The following is a 17723-nucleotide window of genomic DNA, read 5'->3' as shown; positions in this document are numbered from 1 at the left end:
GTTTGCTGATGCGAACGTGGTCTTTTTTTGTCGATAGCTTTATTACTGTTAATGAACAATGCACCTTTTTTATTCTTGCACTCTCTTTTATTTATGCTGTTATCTGTCCTATTTAAAGGTATTCACTTTTTAGTACTTTGGACATTTTACTACTACAGTTAGCCATAATTAAACACAATCTCCCCTTAAACGAGGTATATTAAGAAAATAGCCATCACTATTAGACAGGCTTTATCATGATAAAAATGCATAAGGGGGTATACGATGAAAGGTTTACAGCGGCGTTTTCACAAGGCTTTGTATTTGACCATGACGGTTACGGTGCTCGCGCTTGCCTCTGGCTGCTCGTCGCCACAAACAGATCCAAGCCAAAAAACCATACCTACTGATTCTGACCAGTGGCAAGACGAATTAGGACAAACCTTTGAACAACTACCTGCAGCCGATCAGCAAGTCCTCAGTCGCTATATGCTGCGTATGAAACTCAGCGATGCGTATGAGTCAGGTGCCATGCCGCGTACCACGATCAAGCAAGCCTTGATACAACAGCGTGAATACGAGCGCCTGCATCCTAACAATCCAACAGGTAAGAAAAGCCCTATTGTCACTGGTGAGACAGCAAATGCGACAGCTCAGAAATATCCTGTCGCCCTGCTGCCCATCAAAACCAGTGATAGTGACAGTTTAAACCAAGTTAAAATGCAGTTTATGCTATCAAATCATGGGACAGTACCTATTGAGAGCTTCAAAGGTACGCTGACGATGCAAGACGATAACCTTGAGCAAGGCAAGAACTTCAATGTCCCTTTGATCACATTTGATCCTGCTATTGAGCCTGAGCAATCTGGAAAGATAGTCATCGATAGCAGTATCGAGGACATCAATGTCATGCGTGCGATCAAAAACACCACAGGCATGACCATTGAGATAAAAGAAGGCACCCTAGTATTAGTGGATGACCAGACCATCGAGTTTGGCAACTCATTGGCAAAATAGCCATCCAAAGTAGACTAATAAAGACATCTATGAGATGTATGACTTAAACCTTTGTAAATGCCTATAAAAAAATCCCCAATCATTTCTGATTGGGGATTTTTCGAATTTGGCGGAGACGGAGAGATTCGAACTCTCGAAGGGCTATTAACCCTTGTCGGTTTTCAAGACCGGTGCATTCAACCGCTCTGCCACGTCTCCATTGGTGCATCATTATATAGATATCATTTTATAATGCAAGCCCCTAATCTAAAAAAGTTCAATTAATTTTCAAATACGTTCTAATCAGTTGCTTATCGCTTGCTATAAGCCAGATGTAGGCACATATCTAGCAGCCTATTGGCATAGCCCCACTCATTGTCGTACCACGCAAAAACCTTGTACTGGTCGCCTACTTGCATGAGCTGCTGACCATCGATGATCAGCGACTCGGTCTGATGAATAAAATCACTAGAGACCAATGGCTCATCGGTATACGCCATGATGTCATGCAGGTGTGCCTGACTGGCCGATTTGAGTGTCTCACGGATATCCTCAATACTGACATCTGGCGTATCAAATACAAAAGTCACATCAATGGCTGCCACATCGATAGTAGGTACACGTATCGAGTGCCCATTTATCTTGCCGACCATGGCTGGCAAGACACGCTCTGTTGCAGCGATACTACTGGACGTTGTTGGGATAATATTATAGCCAGAAGCACGCGCGCGTCTTGGGTCTCGATGCGCTTGATCGAGTACAGTCTGATCGGCAGTGACCGCATGAATCTCTGTCATCATGGCAGACCTCACACCAAATGCCTTGTCCAATGTGTCAATCAGCGGCACCAATGCCTGCGTGGTGCAAGACACGCTAGAGATAATCGGTAGCTCAAGTGTCAGCGCGTCTGTGTTGACGCCCATAACGATACAAGCGTCCACATCATCAAATGGCGCAGCACCAATAATGACCTGCTGCGCGCCTGCATCGATATGTAACACCGCCTGCTCGTAAGAGCGAAAATGACCGGTACACTCTAGTACCACATCAACACCCAACGACTGCCAAGATAGGTTTTGTGGATCAGGCTCTGATAGCATATTGATACAATATGTTAGATTGTTTTTGGTTAGACAAAGCTGGGTTTTGCATCCATTATCCGCGTTACTTTCTATGATCTCAGCATCGACGCCCAATCGACTAAGGCGACCGTGCGTACTATCGAATTTTAGGAGATGCAGCAAAATATCTGCCGGTGCCAAATCATTAATGGCGACGACATGGATAGCACGTCCCAATACCTCAAAGCGCTCTAGCAAGGCGCGCAGTACATTGCGTCCTATACGTCCAAAACCATTGATGGCGACTCTTAGTGGCTGTGAGTGCTCACCAGTCGTACGAAACGTCGTCGCGATGGGATCGGAGGTCAACTGGTAAGTCGCATTAGAAAAATCAGGCATAACAAGGTATCGCTATCAAATAAGAAAGATAAAGAGTGAGCGCGGTCACTCTTGGCACGCTCTAATAGTGGGTTTGGTACTGTCGTACCATAAGATCTGCAATGACATTCTGTGCGGCAATAGATAGCTACCTATGCAGCAACAAATACTTATGGCGTGATAAAAATCAGAGCCAAGCGAATGGTATTGTAGTCGATGCTCTGCTTAAGATGATCAAATATGGGGCGCAGCTTGATACTACCATCATCATTGAAGTCATTTGGGTTGTTAGCGACCTTGATGGCGACATATGCATTGCCTACAGCTGTCATCACCTCATCGTCTGGGCGCAGATGATCACAGGCAAGGCTGGGGTCTTGTGATTTTAGCTCACCGATATGACGCATGATTGTTGATTGTGACAGCTGACGCGCTTGTGAGATCTCTGCTATGGTCAGACTCTCCTCTAACAGCACTCTAGTCGCAAGCAAAGTACTCTCTGATTTATCAGAGACTTGATTGCCTAATTTTTGTTTTTTGTCTATTTGCGCTTGCTGCTGCTCGCGGCGCTTTTTTTGCAGCGCCGTATAGGCATCAATGACAGATTTACTCAGCGTTCCACCTGATTTCAAAACAAACTTTTCGTGTGCCTGCTGCATACTCTCTTCATCTAGCATGGCGTAGTTGGCATCTGCCTCTGCAGACAGCACTAAGAATCGCTTGTCTGCCCCGCGTGCTAGCGGATCAAGTTGTAGACTCATGTCATTCATACCGAGCAGCTGTAACCCTGCCAGTGACTTGAGTCGTGACAATGCTACGTAGCCTTGACCCAACTCAAAGGTGCGTGACAGATCAATTTCAGCCGCATCAAGGGTCATGCCCTGTGATTTGTGAATGGTAATCGCCCAAGCCAGACAGAGCGGAACTTGCAAGTAGCTTGCCAGCACATCGCCCGTTTCATCTTCGATGATCCATTCTTCAGGTTCAGCGATGACTTCACGTCCTGAGTTGAGCCGCACCACAGGCATTTTTTGCGTGGTTATTTTCTTTGTTTTTGGCTTTTCTTTATCTTTATCTTTATCTTTTTTAGCAGTGGACTTCTTACTTTTCGTCTTTTTTTCGCCAGCAGCATCTTCATCAATGACATCGATGCTATCGTCTTCGATTAGCGCATCACTATTGTCCTTGCTATCATCTATTTTGACTGCCGCAAAACCAATCAGCTCACCCATCGTACCGTTAGACACCCCAAGCTCGGCATTGTTTTTGATAAACATGACCTTTGCACCAACTTTGAGGATCAGCTCATCTTGAGTCCGTACAGTCTTTTTTAGGGTTTCAACCAACTTACTGTCGCCTGTGGCAGTCGCCTCAAAGCGCATCGTCTCTCCCTCTAGAAAAGCAAGCTCTTTGTCATTGATTTTGTTGACATTGAGATTGTGCGTGTACAGACGCGTACGCTTGATATCGACGCTTTGATCATAAGTCGCCTCCAACGCCGCAATCGCCTCAAAGGTCACTTCTTGACGACGGATTTGGTTAAGGATATCGTCCAAATCTAGTCCGCCATTGGCCGCTTCGCTAACCTGTCTGTGTTGCTCTGATAGATAGCAAATATGAAATTTGGCATCGAGCCATGCCTCAGACATAAACGCGAACTTTTCACGATTGCTCTCGCCCTTGCTACCGATGGGCGGCAACTGAAAGAAGTCCCCTGCGACCACCACCTGAATACCACCAAAGGCTTTGTCACTTTTGCGAATGTGCTTGAGCACTTGGCTGACTAGATTGAGCTGCTTGGCATGTAGCATCGATATCTCATCGATGACCAATACTGCCGTATCTTTTAGTCTGTCTGCCAAGAACTGCTTGCGTGATAAGGTGGTTAAATCTCGATCGGTCAGCTCATCTTTGATACCGATACCTGACCAGCTATGAATCGTTGTGCCATTCATATGTGTGGCTGCAATACCCGTACTTGCCGTTACCGCGACGGGCACACGGCGTGCGCGCAAATAGTCGATGTATTGGTTGAGCGTATAAGTCTTGCCTGAGCCTGCTGAGCCAGTCAAAAAGACGTTTTGACCTGTTTTTAGGATATCAAGAGCAGAAGATTGACGCATAGACCCAAACCAACCAATATTATGAAAAAGAATAGTATACATACAAGGCTGCTACGGTTAACCCAATAACCATAGCCAGCCAAAATCGATGCTCACAATTATAGCAGCTGCAACCACTTTGCGGACCACTTTCACCCGCTCATATCACATAACTTAAAGTTATATGATAAAAAATATATCATTATAAAAAGTCATTATCGTTCTGCAAAAAAGCTCAGTACGATAGGATGATTACTTGGTCAGGAAGACCAAGGATTATTTTTAAATGGCCACACACCAGTGACCATATTTTAGATAACCATAATACACAACAAGGAGTGGTTAATGTTATACGCTTATCCCAATACTGAAGACAGCCCCGTTCAATTCCGCGAAAAATACGACAACTTTATCAATGGTGAGTGGACGCCTCCTATTGATGGTGAGTACTTTGATAACTCCAGCCCAATCGATGGAAAAACCTTCTGTCAGATCGCCCGTTCAAAAGAAGCCGATGTAGAAGCGGCACTAGATGCAGCACACGCAGCGAAAGACGCCTGGGGCAAAACGAGTGTCACTGAACGCTCCAATATGTTACTCAAACTTGCTGACGGTATCGAAGCCAACCTAGAAGCCATCGCAATCGCCGAAAGCTACGAAAACGGTAAACCTGTACGTGAAACCCTCGCCGCTGATATTCCAATCGCCATCGATCATTTGCGTTATTTTGCTGGCGTTATCCGCGCACAAGAAGGCGGCATCAGTCAGATTGATGAAGATACTGTCGCTTATCACTTTCATGAGCCACTAGGTGTCGTCGGTCAAATCATTCCTTGGAACTTCCCTATTCTCATGGCAATTTGGAAAATTGCACCAGCGCTGGCGGCAGGTAACTGTATCGTCCTCAAGCCTGCTGAGCAAACCCCTGCTTCTGTCCTATACATGCTTGAATTGATAGGGGTAGCTGATATTCTGCCCAAAGGCGTACTAAACGTCGTCAATGGCTTCGGTGTTGAAGCCGGCAAGCCTATCGCTTCTAACCCACGTATCGATAAAGTCTCCTTTACTGGTGAGACCACGACTGGTCGCTTAATCATGCAGTATGCCAGCGAAAATATCATTCCAGTCACCCTAGAGCTGGGCGGCAAAAGTCCGAATATCTTCTTTGCTGATATTATGGATGAAGACGATGACTTCTTGGACAAAGCGGTCGAAGGTCTGGTGATGTTTGCCCTAAACCAAGGCGAAGTCTGTACCTGTCCCTCACGCGCGCTCGTTCACGAAAGCATCTATGATGAATTTATGAAACGCTGTATCGCTCGCGTCAAAGCCATCAAAATGGGCAATCCGCTTGATACCGATACCATGATTGGCGCACAAGCCAGCTCAGATCAATTAGAAAAAATCCTATCTTATCTGGATATCGGCAAAAAAGAAGGTGCAAAAGTCTTGGTAGGTGGTGAACTTGCCAAACATGATGGCGATATGGCAAACGGTTATTACGTACAGCCCACTATTTTTGAGGGCACCAATGATATGCGTGTGTTCCAAGAAGAAATCTTTGGTCCTGTGCTTGCTGTCACTACTTTCAAAGACGATGAAGAAGCGATGACGCTGGCCAATGACACATTGTACGGTCTGGGCGCTGGTATCTGGACACGTAATGGCACTCGCGCTTATCGTTTTGGCCGTGGCATCCAAGCCGGCCGCGTATGGACCAATTGCTATCACCTCTATCCTGCGCATTCAGCATTTGGCGGTTACAAGCAATCTGGTATTGGCCGCGAAAACCATTTGATGATGCTCGATCATTACCAGCAAACCAAAAACATGCTGGTATCGTACAGCCCTAAAGCGATGGGATTTTTCTAAGCAGATTTTGACAACTCTTAATTTGTGACCATGCTGAAACAAGCATAAAAAATGCAATCTGTCGCAAGGTAGGTTGCATTTTTGCTTTAATAAACCATTAGAGTGCTGTTTTTGGTGATTTATAGACTGGTGACTTATAGATAGAGGAAATATGAGGAGTTAATGATGAAAATTATGGCAACAGAAGCTTGTGAAGCATTAATTACGCTATTGAAATCCAAGCACGGTGAGCTAATGTTTCACCAATCAGGTGGCTGCTGTGATGGTAGCTCGCCGATGTGTTATCCATTAGGAGAGTTTAAGGTAGGCGGTCAAGATGTGCTGGTTGGCAAGCTTGCTGGCTGTCCATTCTATATGGGCAAAGCACAGTACAACTTATGGCAACATACCGACCTCACTATTGATGTCGTCAATGGGCGCGGCGCGAGTTTTTCAATAGAGATCCCTGAAGGCAAGCGCTTCATCGTACGCTCAGAGATCTGTTCGGTATGAGACTATTCGGGACAAGATGAAAGGTTATTTGAAACAAGACAATATGGCATCAGTACTACGCCATGCACCCTGTGCTGCCCCATGGGCGGTTATACCCTACTGATATACACAGACACCGCCGAGTCATTTTTATTTTATTATTTCAGCAAAATAATAGATACTGTAAAGCATAGCCTATTTTAATTAGCATGGATGCTATAAGGAATATAAAATGGAATTTGACAAAACATTTGATTACGTCATTGTGGGCGGTGGCTCAGCAGGTTGTGTACTTGCAAGCCGTCTGACCGAAAACCCAGATATCAGTGTCTGCTTATTGGAGTACGGCGGTGATGGGAAAGATCTGGCTGTACGCGTACCTGCCGGACTGATTCTGATGGTGCCGGGCAAGCCGCTCAAACTGAACAACTGGTGCTTTCATACCACGCCCCAAAAGCATCTTAATAACCGTAAAGGTTTTCAACCACGTGGGCAATGCCTAGGCGGTTCATCAGCAATCAATGCCATGATCTACACGCGCGGCAGCAAACTAGATTACGAGTGCTGGGTAGAAGAAGGCTGTACTGGCTGGGGATTTGATGATGTACTCCCTTACTTTATAAAAGCTGAAAACAACGTCCATGGCAGCGATGACTTACATGGCGATGGTGGACCACTGCATGTCAGCGATCTGCTCAGCCCGCGAGACATCTCAAAGGCTTTTGTAGAGGCGGCTATAGCGAACGGTTTGGACCATAACAAAGACTTCAATAGCGAAAAACAAGACGGTGCAGGGTTATATCAGGTCACCCACTTCCATGGTGAAAAACAAGGCCAACGCTGCTCCGCGGCTGCCGCCTATCTACATCCCGTACAAAACCGCTCAAACCTAACTGTCATCACACATGCCCAGGCTAACCGTGTCATTATTGAAGACGATCAAGCGACTGGTGTTGTCTACGAAAAAGACGGTGTGGAGCACACGGTTCTGGCACGTCACGAAGTTCTCTTGTCAGGTGGTGCATTCGGTTCACCTAAGGTCCTTATGCTCTCAGGTATTGGTCCCGCCGAGCATTTACAGTCTCATGGTATTGAAGTCATAGTAGACGCCCCTGAAGTTGGCGGTAATCTACAAGACCATTTAGATGTGGTCTTTGATTACGAGGTCAATACTACGGATGTCATCGGTATCGGTATAGCAGCACTCTCGACATTGACCAAAAGCATTCGCCAATGGAGAAAGGATGGTACAGGCATACTCTCTACCAACTATGCAGAAGCAGGTGCATTCTTTAGTGTGGGGGATGCGCCAAAAGAGTGGCCAAACACTCAGCTGCATTTTGTCATCTCACGTGTGATTGAGCATGGTCGAGACCTCAGGCGTGGCTATGCGGTCTCTTGCCATAGCTGCTACTTACGACCTGAGAGTCGCGGTACGGTAAGACTGGACTCAGCGGATCCCTCTGCTGCCGTCTTGATCGATCCAAACTACCTCTCACATCCAAAAGACGTTGAGCAGATGGTGGCAGGCGCCGAGCGTACTCGAGCCATCATGCAAGAGTCAGCACTCGCCAAGTATATTACAGAAGACTACCCTGCCCCCTATCTCGAAAAAGATGGCATGCTCGGCTATATCCGCAATAAATCTGACACCATCTACCATCCAGTAGGTACCTGCCGGATGGGCTCAGATGACAACTCTGTGGTTGACTTGGCGCTAAAAGTGCGCGGTGTAAAAGGACTACGGGTTATTGATGCCTCAGTGATGCCAACGCTTATCAGTGCCAACACCAACGCACCGACGATTATGATTGCCGAAAAAATAGCAGACCTTATCAAGGCAACTCATGATCATGCCAAAAATATCTCTGCATAAAATATAGCTAAAGATAATGTCGTCACATAGATAATTACCTTAAAAACATGTCATAACTGGTTACGTCAGATGCACGTAACCAGTTTATTTCTCGTCGTCTGTATTTAGTAAAAAATCATATAACACTGGATCTTAATCACTTTTTGGCACAAATTAAATGTATAGACAAAAATCAATAAAATTTAGCATATTCTACTAAATTCGTGCTATTGATAGCATAATGATGCAATTATTATCAAAATTAGTTCATTTATAGCTTGCACTACTGCAGATTAAGAGAGTATATTCGAACGACTTATTTATATTTTTAGTTTCTATCGATATAAATTAAAGTTATAACAACCCATAATATGTTTTTTTTTGTATATAAGAAAATATATAAATAAACACTTTCAAGGTCATCAAACGCTTGCTCATGATATCCATAGTTGAACACCGCTATCTGGATATCATAAGTGACTACCTATCACTACATAGGATGTAATAATGCAAAAATCTCTCTTTAAACTTACCCTGTTGACGACACTCATCTTAGGCGTTAGTGCCTGTAGTGGAGACAATAAAACCACTGATGACTCTGCTGCCAGCTCTGATGCAAAAGCTGCCAAGACTTTGCTTTATTGTTCAGAAGGTAGCCCTGCTGGTTTTGATCCGGCGCAGTATACTTCGGGTACAGATTTTGATGCGAGTGCATTCCCTATTTATAACGGTTTGGTAGAGTTTAAAAGAGCGGAAACTGAGATTCAGCCAGGGTTGGCTGAGAGCTGGGAGATTAGCGAAGATGGCAAAACCTATACGTTCAACCTACGTAAAGGCGTTAAATTCGGTAAGACTGATTACTTTACCCCGACTCGCGATTTTAATGCCGACGACATTGTCTTTACGCTAGAGCGTATCACCGACCCAGACTTTGAATTTAATAAATCTTATCCTGCTGAATTCCCTTATTCAGTTGGCATGGGGCTACCTGATATTATCTCTGATATCGAAAAGGTCGATGACTACACGGTAAAAATTACCCTGAGCGAAACCAACGCCCCATTTTTACAGAACCTAGCGATGCCATTCGCTTACATCAACTCTGCTGAATATGCCAACACACTGATGGAAGCTGGTAATGCCGCTGATATCAATACCAAACCTGTTGGTACAGGACCATTTGTCTTTACCTCTTATCAAAAAGACGCACAAATTCGTTATACCAAAAACCCAGACTACTGGAATAAAGACGATATTCATATCGATAATCTTGTGTTTGTTATCACTAAAGACTCAGCAGTCCGTGCTCAAAAAGTACAAGCTGGTGAGTGTCATGTATCGGCCTATCCAAAACCTGCTGAGATTGAATCTGTCAAACAGTCTGGCAAGGCTACGGTTCTCGACCAACCTGGTTTCAACGTGGGCTATGTTGGTTACAACGTTGAAAAACCTCAGCTTAGTGATCTAAGAGTCCGTCAGGCATTAGATATGGCTGTGAATAAAGACGCGATTATCAACGCGGTTTATCAAAGTGAAGGTCTCAAAGCGACCAACCCAATGCCACCAACACAGTGGGGCTATGACGAGTCTCTAAAAGATGCGCCTTATGACGTCGAAAAAGCAAAAGCCCTGATTAAAGAAGCTGGTGCAGACAATCTTTCTATCGACCTATGGTATATGCCAGTCCAACGACCATATAACCCAAATGCCAAGCTAATGGCTGAGATGCTACAAGCAGATTGGGCTAAGATCGGTGTCGATACCAAGCTGGTCACTTATGAGTGGGGCGAATACCTCAAGCGCGCTGCTAAAGGCGAGCCTGATGTCATTTTAGCTGGCTGGACCGGTGATAATGGTGACCCAGACAACTGGCTAGGCTCATTACTGTCTTGTGATGCTGTAGGCGGCAATAACTACTCACGCTGGTGTAACAAAGACTTTGATAACTTAGTGACCAATGCCCGTCAGATTAATAATCAAGACGAGCGTGTCGCTGAATATGAACAAGCACAGCAAATCTTCAAAGAACAGCTTCCTTGGACGACGATGGCACACTCGGTCGTAACCGTATTCACTGCACCAAACGTCGTCGACTATAAGATTAGCCCGCTTGGCTCAATACGCTTCGATGGCGTAAAAGTTGAATAACCTTGGCTGATTACGTCCTTGTATGACAAGCACTCTTAATTCATTAATATTTGTATTTATTGATATTCGGCTGGGTCAGATACTCTGCCCCAGCCGCACTTATATAAATGATATCAATAATATGGGTTAAATACTTGGTCACGAATACGCTCATCACTGCTAATTTTCTAATCATCGAACCACAACTATTGAGCAGCCTATGCTACTTTATATTCTACGTCGCATCGCCATCCTAATACCTGTCTATCTTGGCCTCACCCTATCCACCTTTACTCTGATTCGCCTCGTCCCTGGAGATGCAGTCGAGATTATGATGGGTGAGCGTATGGTCGACCCTGAGCTACACGCTCGCGCGCTAGAGAGACTGGGATTGGACAAACCCCTCATCGCCCAGTATTGGGACTACCTAACGGGTATTTTGACAGGTGATTTCGGTCAGTCCTTCCGTACCCGTACCCCTGTACTGCAAGACTTCTTTGCACACTTTGTGCCCACGTTAGAGCTGGCGCTATGCGCTATTGTCATTGCTAGCGTCGTTGGGATAAGTTTGGGTATTTTTGCAGCGCTACGCCGTGGCACATGGATTGACTACACACTCATGTCAGGGGCGCTGGCAGGCTATTCTATGCCCATTTATTTGCTGGGGCCTATTTTGACTGGCATATTTGCCCACTACCTAGGACTTTTACCTGTCGCTGGGGTGATCTCTGTCGCACAGTTTTTGGATGTGCAGCCGCTATATGGCTCATGGCTACTCGGTTCCCTGACATCAGGCGAGCCTGGTGCGTTCTGGAACGTGGTCAAACACTTCATCTTGCCTTCTATTGCGCTATCGACCATTCCGTTAGCGATGATAGCGCGGATGACGCGCTCTGCGATGCTAGAGGTGTTAGATGAAGACTATGTACGTACAGCGCGTGCCAAAGGCTTGTCACCGCGCCGCGTGATACTGGTACACGTCATGCGTAATGCGTTAATCACTGTCGTTACAGTTGTTGGCTTACAGATGGCGACATTGCTCGCAGGTGCGATCATTACCGAGACAATCTTTAGTTGGCCAGGTGTTGGCAACTGGTTACTCGATGGGTTCTTCACACGTGACTACCCAATTGTACAAAACGGTATTCTACTGGTCGCCACCGCCCTGATTTTGGTCAGTTTATTTATTGATATTTTGTATGGTCTGATCAACCCACGCATTCGACATACGTCTTAAATCAACAGTGATAAATACACATATTATAAATAGTGAGGATTAGCGCTTATTTGGTTTTAAAGGTTTGTAGTAAATTTCTAATGATTGTTAGAAAAAGAAGCCTAAAAATCTAATGCACTAGCCACTATAGGAACTGCTCATGAAGCCTTCTGTTCTCCCCTCCGATGTCAAGCTTATGGCCGCCACACCGCCATCTTCTTGGCAGCTATTTTTGTCGACGTTTTGCCGAAACAAAGGCGCGGTGCTTGGTTTTATCGTACTGGCACTAATGGTGCTTGTTGCCATACTCGCGCCCGCCATAGCACCCCATGACCCTTATGAGCTATTTACCGGTCAAGAGCAATTGCCCCCTGCTTTTTTGGATGGTGGCAATACGATGTTTTGGCTAGGTACTGATGATGCTGGCCGAGATACCTTGTCGCGAGTGATGTATGGCGCGCGTTATTCACTGTTTATCGGTTTGAGCGCGACCACCCTTGCTATGCTGGTCGGTATTTCTTTAGGACTTAGTGCCGCATTTTGGCCAAAGGTTTGGGGCAAGGCGGTCATGCTGGTTAATGATATTTTGATGTCCTATCCCAGCTTGCTTTTGGCCATCATTATTGCCGCTATCTTAGGCCCTTCTATGACCAATACAATTATCACGATTGCACTGGTCTGTACACCGCCCTTTATTCGTCTGACTCGCGCCACCGCGATGGTAGAGCTTCAGCGCGAGTACTTTATTGCCTCACAAGTCATGGGTGCTGGCGTACTGCGTCTACTGTTCGTGACCATTCTGCCCAACTGTATGGCACCGCTTATCGTGCAGGCAACGATGATCTTCTCCTCTGCTATCTTAGAAGCAGGTGCGATTGGTTTCTTAGGCTTTGGCGTACAGCCACCAGATGCGGAATGGGGCGCGATGCTCGGTACGGCTCGTCAGTATATTCAAAGTAATGTTTGGCTCGCTATTTGGCCAGGTGTCGCTATTTTCTTAGCAGCATTGTCGATCAACTTGACGGGGGATGGCTTGCGTGACGCGCTAGACCCTAAACTCAAACAGGTGACCTAACATGACTGAATCATTAATTAAAATACCTACCAACCACACGTCTATGAATGGCGCATCAACAAAAGACTCACCGTTGCTGTTAGATATCGAAAATCTGTCTGTCACTTTTGGACAAGGTGTGCGTGCCTTTCGCGCAGTGGATGATGTGTCGTTAAAAATTACTCAAGGTGAGGTCATCGCTGTCGTAGGAGAGTCAGGCTCAGGTAAGTCGGTCACGATGATGGCGCTGATGGGACTACTGCCACCGTCTGCCAGCGTGCGTGCTCAGCGGGTGATGTTTGATGGTAAAGACATGCTCGGTATGCCGCCGAAACAGAGACGCGGCATCATTGGCAAAGACATCTCTATGATCTTTCAAAACGCCATGTCTTGTCTTAATCCAAGCTTTACCGTTGAGATGCAATTGGGTGAAGTTCTGCGCAAGCATCTTGGTTTGCGCGGCGCCGCCGTACAAACACGTATATTAGAGCTACTAGAGTTGGTCGAGATGCCTGACGCCAAAAACCGTCTCAAGGTCTATCCGCATCAGCTATCAGGGGGCATGAGTCAGCGGGTTATGATTGCAATGGCGCTTGCTTGTGAGCCAAAACTACTGATCGCCGATGAGCCGACCACTGCACTTGATGTCACCGTACAAGCACAAATCATGGACTTGCTTGGCCGATTACAACGTGAAAAACAAATGGCGATGGTACTTATCACCCACGATTTGGGACTGGTTGCACAGAATTCACGTGATGTTGCCGTCATGTATGCTGGACAAGTGGTCGAAACCAGTACCGTGCCAGAGATTTTTCAAAAGCCTGCGCATCCTTATACTGAGGCGTTGCTACAAGCCATCCCTGAGCTGGCTATCGGTCAAGACCGTCTGAATAGCTTACCAGGAGTTGTGCCCAGTCAATACGATCGCCCAACGGGTTGCCTATTGTCTCCACGCTGCCCGTATAAAGAATCCGCGTGTGATGTGCCACCGCCTATTCTAGATACCCCTACTGGTAAGGTACGCTGTATTTATTCTGACCCTTCTTCTCGCACGCCTACCTCTCACGCTGCTACTTTGGAGTCACAAGTATGAGTAATAAAGTGGTTTTAAAAGCAGACAATTTACACAAGCATTACCCAGTATCACAAGGTCTGGGTAAAGCAAAAGCATACGTAAAGGCGCTCAATGGTATCTCGTTCGAGCTCGAAGCTGGCAAAACATTGGCCGTCGTTGGAGAGTCAGGTTGCGGCAAATCAACCCTTGCCCGCCAGCTGACATTGATCGAAGAACCTACGCATGGTGAGCTGTTCATCAATGATGAAGGCACGACTGGGTATAGCAGAAAAGCGCTAAAAGAGTTGCGTACCGAGATTCAAATGGTCTTCCAAAACCCGTATGGCAGCTTAAACCCTCGCCACACTATCGGCTATCAGCTAACTGAACCATTGGATATCCATACCAAGCTGTCCAAAGAAGAGAAGCGCGACAAGATAAACGAGATGATGCGAAACGTGGGTCTACGTCCTGAACATGCCGGTCGTTTTCCGCATATGTTTTCGGGTGGTCAACGGCAGCGAATTGCCCTCGCCCGCGCCATGATGCTCAATCCAAAAATCGTCGTCGCTGATGAGCCAACTTCCGCGCTCGATGTGTCCATTCAAGCGCAAGTCTTGAATCTATTTATGGACTTGCAGGATGAATATCGTACTGCCTACGTCTTTATCTCGCACAATCTATCGGTCGTACGTCATGTTGCTGATGATGTGATGGTGATGTATTTGGGTCAAGCCGTCGAGCACGGGCCGAAAGAAGCCATTTATAATGCGCCAAAACATCCGTATACCATTGCATTATTGGCTGCGGCACCAACGGTAAACGGTCATAAAAATGATTTGACCCTGCAAGGTGAGCTACCAAGTCCGCTTAACCCACCAAGCGGCTGCGCACTACATAAACGCTGCCCCTATGCCAAGCAGCAATGCAGCGAAATAGAGCCACAACTGCGCGAATGGGATGGTCGATTGGTGGCTTGTTTACGCTTGGAAGAGATATATGGTTGAGGTAACTAACGGTTAAGCTATATTTACTACGCCTCGGCACTTAGGAAAATGCGCGCACCCATAAAAGGACTGTCCTTGGCGTGCGCCTTTTCTTGCGATACGTTCAACCATCTCGCCATTGCATCTTGGACAGGTTAGTATTTGGACGATATTAGCGGCGTTGTCTGCCGCCTTAAGTAACTCAGGCTCATCCATTTGTGATTCAGACTCTATACTTTCAAATGGCGTAAGGAAAACCTTATTAGCCATATCGTGTGGTGTAATTGTCTGCTGAGTGTCTGCTTGCTGAGTATCCATACTATCAATTGATAAATCTTTAGATTCAATCTCAGTTTGACCCGACCATCGCTGCACTTCTCTACTTTTTAAGATAGGTTTCTTTACAGTTTCTTTTACTGTTGGTTCAGGTGTAGGATTAGCATTATTCTTACTTGGATTACTATGCTTATCTTTTAGATAGGCTTTGTGCTGCCGATTGGTGCGCCAAGACTTATTAAATCTATTGCTATTAATCTGCTCAATGATAGATGCGACCTCGTCTTCAGTCAGTAGCTTATCTTGTTTCTTCTTTACATAAGAGACCATACCACTGGTCAATACGTGCTCGGGTAGCTCATCACGGGTTTTCAGCTCACATTCACCGATGAAGGCAATCATCGAATGAAAGTAGCTCAGCTCCAACCCTAATAAATCTGCAAGCGTCTTAATATGTAAGTAGTTTTGACGCAATGGATTTTGAAATTTGTATTTACTGCCATTTGGGAAAGATTGTGTCCACTGCCCTTGTTTCTCGCTACCATATATCCAGCCTTTATAGTTCTTGGTCTCAATCACAAAGATGCCGTATACAGAGACGATGATATGATCGATTTGGGTACTGCCACCTTTGTCTTTCGGCAAGGTGATACTGTTTAATCGGTGGTATATATCTTTTTCAAGCTTAAGCCACATGGCAACATTGATGACGGTTTCGCCTAGGAAACCTTTAAAACTGGATTTTAGGGACATAGCAGAAATCTCATACTTACAAGCAAATGGTAGGTCTGTAATATAGAACTTTCAACTGGTTATAATTAATTAATAAAAAATGATTTAAAAAGAGCTACTAGAAAACTCTAATAGCTCTTTCTTTTTGGGTTTAAAAAAGGCAAATTACATAGTGCACACCTATAGAAAAACATTCTCTCAACCTATTTTTTTGGATAAAATTGATACGAATATTTTATTATGATCATCGTAAACGCCTGTTCTATCAACTATTTTTGAGTCTTCTGTTATTTCTCGAACTGACATCTGCATACCTTTTGGCTCTTCATAATTAAGGTATTCCGCTTCTAAAACCTCCATTTTACTGGTTGAAGCTTGGTCTTTATGATTTATCAGAACATTTTTAATGATATCAATACCATCAACGTCTACTGCTCTATCTACGATATGCAAATAGCCATTATCTGGTAATATAACGTCACACAGCTCATATATTATATTTTGAGTATAAATTCTAGCATCGCTGGAATTCTTAACTTCATTCAAATCAAAAACTTTATTGAATCCTCTAGAGTTATGTGTTCCTAGTAGCCAACATATAACCGCACTTATAGGAAACTGAACTTCTTCTTTCAACCACTTAATGAAACTTGAATCATTTATGATATCTCCTTGAACTAAAATAACATCGTAATCCTCTGATTTATTATCTACGTCTTTGTATGATAATTTATACCCATAGTCTGGTGATGCTTCATATACTTCTCTATTGTTAATCTTAGCTACGTTAAACCCTTTACTATTTAGCAGCGCTTCAGTTTTATCGATACAGAAACTATTTTCCTCTATTGAAATTACCTTATGACCCTCATTTAGCAAAGCTAAGGTTGAGTAACCTGTGCCACAACCAATTTCTAAAATATTTTTTGAATGGGCAATATGTTCAGCCATCCATTTATAATATGATTTCTCAAAAAAATATTCAGCATCTTTTTGCCATGACTCAGAATATTCCTTTCTATGTGCAGTCAAATCTTTGGAGACTTGCTCTTTTCTTTTCTTCTCTAACATATTATTTATTAACATATTCAAAGCTCTTTTCTCCAGTAGGATTATCAAATATAAGCAGCTAACTCACTCTTGCAAAAATAACAAAACACTCTAGTGATGTTTTAAATTACATATTGACTTTGAAGGTATCCAACATTTTCATATCAAATGAAATATTCAGAGTCACATTAATATATCTTAAGAGGATGTTTAATTTACCACACAATAGTTATCTTTTTTTGCATTTTAGCTTTAATCACAATAATTATTTTACTAATAACTATAGTTTCCTAAAAATCATAGATTTCTTATTACGCTATTTAAAACGACTCGCAGACGTTTTATTTATAATATTTAATTAAAAAAAATAAGAGACACAATGGATGTTATAGTCACTGCACTACAAAAGAGTTATGTTTTGGATGAATATCATAAAACAATTTAGATAAGTCATTTTCCATCCAACCTTGGCGTAAAAACTTCACTTGAGCCCACTTTTTCTCGATGGGAT

Annotated in this window: 13 protein-coding genes and 1 tRNA gene; 9 read left to right on the top strand and 5 right to left on the bottom strand. The window is 44.4% G+C overall.

Annotated features, from left to right (window positions below):
- Positions 1 to 264 precede the first annotated feature (264 nt).
- Positions 265 to 996, top strand: a complete 732-nt coding sequence (locus NJD71_RS12070) for a hypothetical protein (RefSeq protein WP_319052188.1) — start codon at positions 265 to 267, stop codon at positions 994 to 996.
- 107 nt (positions 997 to 1103) lie between these two features.
- Here the strand turns inward: NJD71_RS12070 and NJD71_RS12065 are convergent.
- From NJD71_RS12065 to NJD71_RS12055, 3 genes are all read right to left on the bottom strand, one after another.
- Positions 1104 to 1194: transfer RNA gene (locus tag NJD71_RS12065), tRNA-Ser, on the bottom strand.
- Positions 1195 to 1286: 92 nt separating this feature from the next.
- Positions 1287 to 2435, bottom strand: coding sequence for a type I glyceraldehyde-3-phosphate dehydrogenase (locus NJD71_RS12060; protein ID WP_319052187.1), 1149 nt, complete (start codon positions 2433 to 2435; stop codon positions 1287 to 1289).
- A gap of 149 nt (positions 2436 to 2584) precedes the next feature.
- Positions 2585 to 4537 (bottom strand): AAA family ATPase, encoded by a 1953-nt coding sequence (locus NJD71_RS12055; protein WP_319052186.1) that lies wholly within the window; start codon positions 4535 to 4537, stop codon positions 2585 to 2587.
- A gap of 324 nt (positions 4538 to 4861) precedes the next feature.
- Between NJD71_RS12055 and exaC the strand changes: the two genes are divergently transcribed.
- The 8 genes from exaC to NJD71_RS12015 all read left to right on the top strand — a co-directional run bounded on the left by exaC (position 4862) and on the right by NJD71_RS12015 (position 15175).
- Positions 4862 to 6388 (top strand): acetaldehyde dehydrogenase ExaC, encoded by a 1527-nt coding sequence (gene exaC / locus NJD71_RS12050; protein ID WP_319052185.1) that lies wholly within the window; start codon positions 4862 to 4864, stop codon positions 6386 to 6388.
- A gap of 165 nt (positions 6389 to 6553) precedes the next feature.
- A complete protein-coding gene (locus tag NJD71_RS12045) occupies positions 6554 to 6880 on the top strand; it encodes a DUF779 domain-containing protein (RefSeq protein WP_319052183.1) in 327 nt (108 codons plus the stop codon).
- A 211-nt stretch (positions 6881 to 7091) separates the two neighbouring features.
- Positions 7092 to 8735, top strand: coding sequence for a GMC family oxidoreductase (locus NJD71_RS12040; RefSeq protein WP_319052182.1), 1644 nt, complete (start codon positions 7092 to 7094; stop codon positions 8733 to 8735).
- A gap of 486 nt (positions 8736 to 9221) precedes the next feature.
- Positions 9222 to 10862 carry an ABC transporter substrate-binding protein gene (locus NJD71_RS12035; RefSeq protein ID WP_319052181.1) on the top strand — a complete coding sequence of 547 codons (1641 nt, stop codon included), beginning with the start codon at positions 9222 to 9224 and terminating at the stop codon, positions 10860 to 10862.
- Between the two features lie 199 nt (positions 10863 to 11061).
- Positions 11062 to 12078 carry an ABC transporter permease gene (locus NJD71_RS12030; RefSeq protein WP_319052180.1) on the top strand — a complete coding sequence of 339 codons (1017 nt, stop codon included), beginning with the start codon at positions 11062 to 11064 and terminating at the stop codon, positions 12076 to 12078.
- Between the two features lie 139 nt (positions 12079 to 12217).
- Complete coding sequence (locus NJD71_RS12025; RefSeq protein WP_319052179.1) at positions 12218 to 13132, top strand: ABC transporter permease; 915 nt, start codon at positions 12218 to 12220, stop codon at positions 13130 to 13132.
- A 1-nt stretch (position 13133) separates the two neighbouring features.
- Positions 13134 to 14207 carry an ABC transporter ATP-binding protein gene (locus NJD71_RS12020; protein ID WP_319052178.1) on the top strand — a complete coding sequence of 358 codons (1074 nt, stop codon included), beginning with the start codon at positions 13134 to 13136 and terminating at the stop codon, positions 14205 to 14207.
- Positions 14204 to 15175: a peptide ABC transporter ATP-binding protein gene (locus tag NJD71_RS12015; protein WP_319052177.1), complete on the top strand. Its 972-nt coding sequence runs from the start codon at positions 14204 to 14206 to the stop codon at positions 15173 to 15175. Before NJD71_RS12020 ends, NJD71_RS12015 begins: the two co-directional genes overlap by 4 nt.
- A gap of 12 nt (positions 15176 to 15187) precedes the next feature.
- On the opposite strand, the gene NJD71_RS12010 is transcribed toward NJD71_RS12015, so the two are convergent.
- Both NJD71_RS12010 and NJD71_RS12005 read right to left on the bottom strand, forming a co-directional pair.
- Positions 15188 to 16183: an NERD domain-containing protein gene (locus tag NJD71_RS12010; RefSeq protein ID WP_319052176.1), complete on the bottom strand. Its 996-nt coding sequence runs from the start codon at positions 16181 to 16183 to the stop codon at positions 15188 to 15190.
- Between the two features lie 177 nt (positions 16184 to 16360).
- On the bottom strand, positions 16361 to 17248 hold the full coding sequence (locus NJD71_RS12005) for a class I SAM-dependent methyltransferase (protein ID WP_319052174.1): 888 nt from the start codon (positions 17246 to 17248) through the stop codon (positions 16361 to 16363).
- Positions 17249 to 17723: the final 475 nt, after the last annotated feature.

Source organism: Psychrobacter sp. PP-21 (assembly GCF_033790785.1).
Lineage (GTDB): Bacteria > Pseudomonadota > Gammaproteobacteria > Pseudomonadales > Moraxellaceae > Psychrobacter.
This window is presented reverse-complemented; position numbering and strand designations above follow the sequence as displayed.